A 6,803-nucleotide genomic window follows, 5' to 3' on the forward strand; every position below is an offset into this window, starting at 1 on the left:
TTAGATCTCTTTATTTATTTTTATTGTTTTTAAGCACGGCCGATCCTTTGGATAACACAATATAACTTATATTTATCAATATTTTAGATGTTGATCTAAGGTGTGAGTAAATACTGATCTACCCGGTATAAGCTGGGATCAAAACGCGATCTTATCCACAGGGGGGGAGAAGCAAAAAGTTATTCTATGAGTGATCAAAGGATGATCACAGCATTACAATAGATCTTATCCACAAAGGCTGTAATCCTGTGCCATCTCTGTGTATAAGCTTGGGGTTGATCTTGGGTAAGATCACAAGATCCTTTACCGAACTGGGCTGATCGAGGATCTGGTGTTTTGATCCAATTCACTGGGGATAAAAAGTGTGGTGAGTTTTAACGGCATCAGCACACTAACCAGTATGCTGATGCAAGGCATGGAATTATCTTACCTGGTTAGGCACGTACCCAGAGGTTTTTTTCGTTGTAGTAAAGTCATCTTCGACAGTTTTCCGTCTGCTTGGGCCATTAAAACGCACTTTGTAAGTGTCGTATTCCTTAATCGATTCAAAGCAGTAAGGGCCTACTGCTTGCTCCAAACCGGCTAAATCATGATTAGTAATCAGAATACAGTTCTTGTTCTGGCTGTACCTTTGCCTAAGCAAAGTGCCTAACCAACTTTGGGTGCTTTTCTTAAGCATGGTTTCATTGACGCAGACTTCGTCAAGGATGAGCAGGTCCACCGTCATCAGTTCCTGGGTGATTTCCCTGAATTTCTGACCTATATCGTCTTTTGCCGAGTAGTCATATGAAAAATAACGCATCTCTAACAGGCTGGTTAATTGCCGGTATAAGACGGAAATTTCATATCTGTCAATCAACTCATGGGCAATGGCGCCAGCAATGTGTGACTTGCCACGTCCATAGTCGCCATAGAACAGCATCATATGTGAACCACTGGCACGCCAGCTTGGATCACTATGTGCAGCGATAAAAGACTGGGCGATGCTGACAGCTTCGGTAACGTCCGGGCTGTCTTGTATTAGATTACTGAATGTCCACTTTGGATTCAGGTCGGAGCGGCCATGAATCTGTTCAATTCGTTTGCGCTTTGCATCCAACTGCAACTGTCTGACTTCCTGGTTGGCCTGGTGCTCGTATTCCTTTCTCAACTGTGCATAATCTTTTGCTTGTTCCACCCGGCTTGTTTTACCAAGTGTTCGGCCGAACTGTTCTATTTTATCCTTTAGACTTTGCACTGTATTTCTCCACCAGTTTTTTAGCGTTTTCGTCTGCACTCAGGCCGGCTGTCACAGCGACCAGTTGATGCCCTACTTTTTGCTTTTGCCCTGGAGCTAGTCGCGATTTTTTGAGATGCAAAACAAACTTCTGGGTCCACTGAAAGCCAGTCAGATTGATTTCAGGACGTGTTAACCAGTAAGCAATAAATTCACCCAAGTCTTCATCAGTATATTGGTTATCCAGCAGGCCTACCAGTTGGCTAAGCTCATCGAACAGTTTGTCATCCGGGCGCCAGTCCATCGACATAGACTGCCATTGTAAGTGTAAGCTCTGATACTGGCTGACGGACGTTGCCACCAGTGGTAACAGCAATTGTTGTCCATTCAGGCTACGTGAACTGATACATTGCTCCTGACAATCTACCAGACCTGCGTCGGCCAGTTCCTTAAGTAACTGATTTATATGACGGCCTAAATTAAACAAGGTTTGTTTGCTGTTAAGCAGTGCCAGCAATTTCCGGTAATTGAGAGGCTGTGTCAGACCAGAAGTCTTATCAACCTCTGGTCGTAGGCCCAGGCAATAAAGCACTCTGGCTTCGTTGCTTAATGTGGTTTGCAGCGCAATGAGTTCTGACTGGTTCAATGGCTCACTCCTGATCCAGCCATTGCATTAATACGTCCGTTGTCAGTTCAGATTCAATCCATTCTATGACTTTGTCTTCTGGGACAGGATGTTCCAGCACATCCACGTACAGAGGGGGAGCAAGTAATTTAGCACCAGCTGCATCAAAGAGTCTTTGCATCTGCTTGCTGCCCTCACAGAATGTGTCATAGCTGCTGTCACCTAAACCCACCACCAGGTAGGGTTGCCCGAGCAGTGAATGCCCGGCAATTTGTCTGGCAAAAGGTTGGATATTATCTGGTAGTTCCCCTGCACCGTGGGTAGAGGTACAGACAAACCAAAGACTATTAATGTTTAGGCTGGGCAGGTCCGGGTTAAGGTGCTGTCTGTGTTCAATACCTAGTGCTGAGAGTTTAGCGCTGATGGCGTCTGCTACATATTCTGTCGCGCCAAGCATTGAACCAACCAATATCTCTATCTGTCGCATGTTTAATACAGGGTTTGCTTGCATGGCAGCATTATATCAAGTTGTTGATAAAATGGCCTTGCGTGATTTTGCCTGATAATCACAGCGATTCTGTCGGTGTGCAATATTGGGCGCTATAGTGAAGGCTATGGCGACTACCCTAAAAATTTTACTCTGCTCAGGTTACAAATGAATCAAACGTCAGAACAAGATGAGTTGCTGTTTTGCAGTGAAGAGGATGAGTCGGCTGATTCCCCCGCCGGAGGCAGCCCCTGGAAGGTGTTAGTGGTAGACGATGATGAGGAAGTGCATGTTCTTACCCGCTTGGTGTTAAGAGATCTGGTATTTGAAGGGCGGCCATTGCAGCTGCTTAGCGCCAGAAGCGGTATACAGGCTCGTGAAGTCCTAACCAGTGAATCTAATATAGCCTTAGTCTTATTGGATGTTGTGATGGAGTCTGATGACGCCGGCTTGCAACTGGTGAAGTATATTCGTCGAGAGCTTCACAATGATGCTGTACGGATAATTTTAAGAACCGGTCAGCCAGGTCATGCACCGGAACAGGAAGTGATCCTCAAGTACGATATTAATGACTACAAAGAAAAAACCGAACTCACTCTGCAGAAGTTACTGACCGCAGTGGTGTCTTCCTTGCGTTCATATAAATATATAGAGCAGGTTGTTCAGTTGAATCAGGAGCTGGAAATAAAGGTCCGGCAACGTACAAAAGAGTTACAAAAGGCCAATGCCAAGTTACAGCGTACGGTGCAGGCGTTGCAGGAAGGCGAAGAGGCAGGAAAACGTATTCAGTTTAAATTGCTTCCGCCATCTGACACACACATCAACGGCATAGACTTTGCGCATATTTTATGGCCCTCTGAGTTTATGAGTGGTGATTTTGTAGATTATTTTCCTATTGATGATCGCTATGTGGGATTTTACCTGGCCGATGTTTCCGGTCATGGTGTGTCATCGGCTTTTGTGACGGTTTATCTCAAGCGTTTTATTTCCAACATGCTGGAGCAATACCGACACGGCGAGGAGCAAAGTGTTCTTGACCCTGCCGCAGTGTTAACCGCCCTAAACAGTGCCTTGTTAGCGGAGAACCTGGGCAAGCATATTGCGATTTTCTATGCCGTAATAGACCGACTGCATAACAAATGCAGATATATAAATGGTGGCATATTTCCCTGGCCGTTGCTGATACAGCATGAACGAGCTGAATTTGTGGAAAGCCGTGGTACGCCAGTGGGGTTGTTTGATTTCAGCCAATATCAAAGTGCGGAATGTCATTTGGCTGAGGCGTTTCAACTTTATTTATTCTCTGATGGTGTGCTGGAAATTATGACCGATAAAACCCTCGAGTCAAAAATGGCTACGTTACATGCATGTGTGAAGATGCCTGTGAAATCTTTACAGGATTTGGCGGGTCGTTTAGGTATAAGTGAGTCAATGAGTTTACCGGATGATTTGGCTATGTTGTCTGTAACCAGAAGATAAATCACTGCTGGCACCGGAGATGCAATGAATAAAGAACATGTTCTGTTTGCCTGCCAGGATGGCGTGTGTGTATTCAAGTTTGTAGGCGATCTCAGGCATACTGATGTGCAAGGGATGGATTCCTATGTACAGTCTTTATTTCAGCCACACAAACGCTGTAATGCTGTTTCAGTAGATTTAAGCCAGACCCGCTATATGGACAGTACCTGTCTTGGTTTGTTGGCCATGATTGCCAGATACAGCATCGCTGCCGATAGCGGCAAGCCTGCGCTGGTTTGTAACAATAAGGACATGCTGCAGTTGCTGAGAAGTATGTGCCTTGACCAGGTGTTTGTACTGGTTGAAAGGGGCAGGGAACAACTTAATTTTCAGGGGCTGGAAGGCGATACCAGTGATGACATGCAGGCCAGACTAATCTACCAGGCACATCAAGCCCTCAGTGACTTAAGTGAAAGCAACAAGGCTATGTTTCAGCCGGTAGTGGATTTAATGGCTGAAGAATTAAAAAATAGCAGGAAATAGATTTCTGACTATTTACCGATACAGAAAGTGAAAAACTCAATAAAAACAGTGGTTTTTGTATTTTCTGGTGGGATCGTAGTGGTCTACTTTCGCATAAGAAAATATCGTGTAAGTAAAATATAGGAAAATACTGATTACTACTAGCTCAAGCCCTCTATACGCCATCCACATTCTGCAAATCCTACTGTTGGTAGGTTGGTTTGCCTCCTAATCGATTTAAGTCACTCAAACCAGGTTGTTCCAACCACTCAATAAATGCCTCTGCAGACACCAAACCCAACACAACGCGCAAAACCCCTTCAATAAATACGGTATGTTCTATTAATGTAATGTCATGTGCTCCAGCCACCTTCCTTTTACAGGTTTCGTCAAAGTGTGGCTTACCCAATGTGATACGTCTGTAGGTCGGGTTGAAGTCCGCTGATTTTTGAAGAACAGCCCAAGCTTCTTCTTTGCCAATTAACGGATTCTTCTTATGAGTCGTTTTGCACTCAATCAGGACTGTTTTATTACCCAATTGAAGCATCAAATCAGGGACATTTTGTCGCCTACCATCATCTACTTCCGTTACTATCCAAGAAGTCTCTTCTTTTAATAATTCAAGAATAGCAACTTCATAATCAGTATCGAAACTCTTATTACAATTATCTACAAGAGCTTCCACCCCGACAGTTTTGGCAACCCGCGTATGGGCATTTGTTAATCTGTCTTCTGTAATACCAGATACAGATTCAACTGCTTCAACCAATGCTTCAGCACGCGTAGCATTGCGAAGAATAGAGATTAGCTTGTCCATGCCACTCGCTAGTACATCTTTGAGAGTAGTAATTCCTTGGGCAACTAGGGCCATGGCTCGCTGTCTCCCAACTCCAGGAACTTGATATTTTTGAGCAACCCGAAGTACATCTAATGCGTCAGCTGGGGCTCCCCATCTAACCATGCGGGATAACATTCCCAATTGATTGGTGATGTTTTGGGAGCAGTTGAATTCTGGCACACAGGATAACTTTTGGAGTCCTTCTAATACCCAAGCAACATCGTTGGAAAGACGATGGATCTGTCCAGAGGATACTTTGGTCTTGTAGGCTATTTTTCTTTCTTGCTCACCCTGAGAGAACAAGAAAACTGCGTGAACACATTGAGCAGCCCTAACATTGGTAGCATTCAATGTAAGTAATAGGTCTTCTCCACGCAGATAAGAGACTGATTCGTACTCTGCTGGCTGATACGTTAGAAATCTGGTTGGTCTCTCACCACTAAATTCATCACTCATTACGACTGCATGAATCAAACCCAAAACAGATTCTTCAAATGATTCTTCCAAGCGGTCATGATGATCAGCCAGAAGGTTAGCGAACTGCACTGCTGTGGACGGTAACAAACCTGTGGATGCAGTTACTGCTCCGAATGGCGTTACTGCTAGCTCTGTTCCCTCTGATACAATCAGATTGTGCTTCATTAACCAGTCTATGGATTCACGAGTCTTAACTTCTAGAGCCTGAAGTTTGACAGGGTTACTCTCGAGGGTTTGGTACCAATAAAGAGTGTTTTTAAAGAACCCTATGACAGAGTCATAATTTGCAGCAAGACCTGCTGCAATTATAGCAAGTACTGTTTTTCTTAACCCTACTGAGAAGTAGCGGGATTCAAGTTGATCATTCTCCGGTAAAACAAGCTGGTTGGCATGCTGAAGTTCGAGCTGGCTTCTCGGAATAATGATAGAAAACCCTTCTGAATGCATTCCCAATCGGCCTGCTCGCCCAGACATATTTCTATAATCCCATCTGGCTATTCGGCTACCTGCCCGATCCCCCCACTTATACGTTAATTTCCAAAATATGATGGATTTGAAGGGAAAATTTACTCCCGCTGCCAGTGTTGTAGTTGCGAAACAAACATCTATATTACCTTCACTAATTCCTCGCTCAATGACCTGCCTTTCTTGAGGAGATAGATCAGCTGTATGGAAAGCTACATGTCTTTCAGCATGTTCTCGAAGGCTATTTGATGACTCAGTGGGTTCAGAAAAGAGTTCAAGCTGATTAGATAACTCTATACCACGGTTTTGCTTGGGGCGGCTCCTAGAGAAGGATTGCGCAAGTTGAGTAGCCTCACGACGTGACTCAGTGAAAACTAAAATAGGTCCACGACCAAGAGACAAAAGTTTAGAAATTGCGTTTTCCACGTTTGAAGGAGCTTCGCCTCCTATATCAACCAATTCTCCTTTTTCTTGTCCAAACGTGGTTCTGTAAGAATGACCGTTGAACCAAATTTCTTGATGGAGTGGAATATCGCGGTGGTTGCTCGAGACCAACTTGCATTGAAGCCATCCTGCTAGATCTTCCGCATTCTCTACGGTTGCAGTGAGTGCAATAAATTGACTAACACCTCTCTGTCTCAATGCTGCACTGTAGTGGCATAGTTAATTTGGCCACCTAATTAGAGCTGCTATGATGCAGTCAGAACTTCATTAG

General features: G+C 44.3%; 6 protein-coding genes. 2 read left to right on the plus strand and 4 right to left on the minus strand.

The window, feature by feature from the left end; translation table 11 throughout:
* Positions 1-421 precede the first annotated feature (421 nt).
* The 3 genes from ABD028_RS12245 to ABD028_RS12255 are packed head-to-tail and all read right to left on the minus strand — an operon-like array spanning position 422 to position 2,328.
* The gene (locus ABD028_RS12245) at positions 422-1,237 is read right to left on the minus strand and encodes an ATP-binding protein (protein WP_343845185.1); all 816 of its coding nucleotides are present in this window, start codon (positions 1,235-1,237) and stop codon (positions 422-424) included.
* Entirely contained in the window at positions 1,218-1,862 is a 645-nt protein-coding gene (locus ABD028_RS12250; RefSeq protein ID WP_102794786.1) for a DnaT-like ssDNA-binding domain-containing protein, read from the minus strand. The genes ABD028_RS12245 and ABD028_RS12250 overlap by 20 nt, the downstream gene beginning before the upstream one ends.
* A 4-nt stretch (positions 1,863-1,866) precedes the next feature.
* Positions 1,867-2,328: a flavodoxin domain-containing protein gene (locus ABD028_RS12255; protein ID WP_343845188.1), complete on the minus strand. Its 462-nt coding sequence runs from the start codon at positions 2,326-2,328 to the stop codon at positions 1,867-1,869.
* 168 nt (positions 2,329-2,496) lie between these two features.
* Between ABD028_RS12255 and ABD028_RS12260 the strand changes: the two genes are divergently transcribed.
* Together ABD028_RS12260 and ABD028_RS12265 are read left to right on the plus strand one after the other, a co-directional pair.
* Positions 2,497-3,807, plus strand: a complete 1,311-nt coding sequence (locus ABD028_RS12260) for a PP2C family protein-serine/threonine phosphatase (protein ID WP_343845190.1) — start codon at positions 2,497-2,499, stop codon at positions 3,805-3,807.
* Between the two features lie 24 nt (positions 3,808-3,831).
* The gene (locus ABD028_RS12265; protein WP_343845192.1) at positions 3,832-4,329 is read left to right on the plus strand and encodes an STAS domain-containing protein; all 498 of its coding nucleotides are present in this window, start codon (positions 3,832-3,834) and stop codon (positions 4,327-4,329) included.
* Positions 4,330-4,510: 181 nt separating this feature from the next.
* Here the strand turns inward: ABD028_RS12265 and ABD028_RS12270 are convergent, their stop codons facing one another.
* Positions 4,511-6,730, minus strand: a complete 2,220-nt coding sequence (locus ABD028_RS12270; protein WP_343845194.1) for a helicase-related protein — start codon at positions 6,728-6,730, stop codon at positions 4,511-4,513.
* Positions 6,731-6,803 lie beyond the last annotated feature (73 nt).

Source organism: Bowmanella denitrificans, from assembly GCF_039522935.1.
GTDB lineage: Bacteria > Pseudomonadota > Gammaproteobacteria > Enterobacterales > Alteromonadaceae > Bowmanella > Bowmanella denitrificans.

Bases quoted from the DNA above. Each gene is read 5' to 3' on its own strand.
- ABD028_RS12260 (WP_343845190.1), top strand. From the start codon at position 2,497: ATGAATCAAACGTCAGAACAAGATGAGTTGCTGTTTTGCAGTGAAGAG.
- ABD028_RS12265 (WP_343845192.1), top strand. From the start codon at position 3,832: ATGAATAAAGAACATGTTCTGTTTGCCTGCCAGGATGGCGTGTGTGTA.
- ABD028_RS12255 (WP_343845188.1), bottom strand. From the start codon at position 2,328: ATGCGACAGATAGAGATATTGGTTGGTTCAATGCTTGGCGCGACAGAA.